The organism is Anaerosporobacter sp., assembly GCF_965301125.1.
This window is the reverse complement of the sequence record NZ_CBDLAM010000233.1, coordinates 3,626-5,070: the sequence shown is the minus strand read 5'-3', so window position 1 is coordinate 5,070 and position 1,445 is coordinate 3,626. Positions and strand designations below refer to the sequence as shown.

Genomic DNA, 1,445 nt, shown 5'->3' with positions numbered 1-1,445 from the left:
GAATATAAAGAAACTATATATTATACGCTTTCTAAATACAACAATAAAATTATAGATATTATAGAGGAAATACCCGGTGTTAAAACTTTTTTACTTGAGAAACCATCTGATTTCAGTTGGAAGGAAGGATCCCATACTCATATTGGCTTATTAGGATTTGATGAAGGAGAGACACCAAACAAGGGTTTCATGCATCCTATGTCTATTATGACTTTGCCAGAGGAGAATAAAATTGGTTTTACCACAAGAATTATGGCACCTTTATCTGAATTTAAAGAGAAATTATCAGAATTACATATAGGAGATGAGGTCACTTTATTCAAAGTGGGGTCAAGATTGCCTCTAAGAAGAGAGGATAAGCCAATTGTATTAGTATCTATGGGGGTAGGAATTGCGGCATTGAGACCTTTAATACATAGGTTTATACAGGATAGAACGGGAATACCAAAATTAATAAATATTAATATTAATTCATCAAATAATTTTGTCTATAAGAGCGAACTTACTCAATTAGAAAATTCAGAATATCAGAATTATTGGGTTGATACACGTAGTAAATTTTATGAGACACTAGATACTGTTACAGAACAAAACGACTCCCTCTACTATGTAGTTGGAAGAGATAACTTTCTTACAGATGTTATCAAGTATTTAAAAGAAAAAGGAATTGAAGAAAGTAGAATTCTTATTGACAAGAAACTAGAGAGGAGAGGGAATTATTTTTAATTTGCTATAAAAAAACTAAATCCCTAAGTGAACTGCACCCCGTTTGTTAGACAAACAAACGAGGTGTTTTTAGGTCATTCATACCAAAATTCATGCCATCTGTCAGAAAATCAACATTTTTTGGTTAAAATGTGTTAATGTATGGTATATTTACTTAAGTGAGAAATCCGTTATAGGGTAAGATATACAGAAGACACAAATTATATGTTACAACTAAAATTGGCTACATAGACAGTAAAGGAGAGAATTAGAAAAATGGGAATTAATGAATTAGAAATTGAAGAGTATTTAAGACAAATTAATATTATGCCACAGAAGAATGCTTCTGTTTGGGGATTTGTAATGCCATCAGTGGTTAACATGGCACTGTTTGGACCAATGTCAAATTTGTTCGATATGAAATATCATATTCTACATTTTACAAATCAAGAAATCGTTGTTATAGGTGTAGATAGTATCACAGGAAAGATGAGACCTGAACATACCATTATAGCGAGAAATCAAATTAATAAAATCCAGTTTAAAAAAGGATTAATTGCTTTTAATCTAATAATAGAAAGTGCAGCTGGTATAATGAAATATCGTATTAATAAAACAATGGTTGGGGCAAAGTGGCAAAAAGAAAATTTACAAAATATTTTATCATTAAATCCTAGCTATCTATAGTAGAATGTAATTTGTAACCTATCATTCCAATACTTGTTAAATGAGTAGCAATT

The 1,445-nt window shown here is 30.4% G+C and carries 2 protein-coding genes; both read left to right on the top strand.

Features of this window, described 5'->3' with window-relative positions:
* On the top strand, positions 1-726 hold a 726-nt coding region (locus ACW2QF_RS17555), incomplete at its 5' end, for a hypothetical protein (RefSeq protein WP_455717314.1).
* A 255-nt stretch (positions 727-981) separates the two neighbouring features.
* Positions 982-1,392, top strand: a complete 411-nt coding sequence (locus ACW2QF_RS17550; protein WP_455717313.1) for a hypothetical protein — start codon at positions 982-984, stop codon at positions 1,390-1,392.
* Positions 1,393-1,445: the final 53 nt, after the last annotated feature.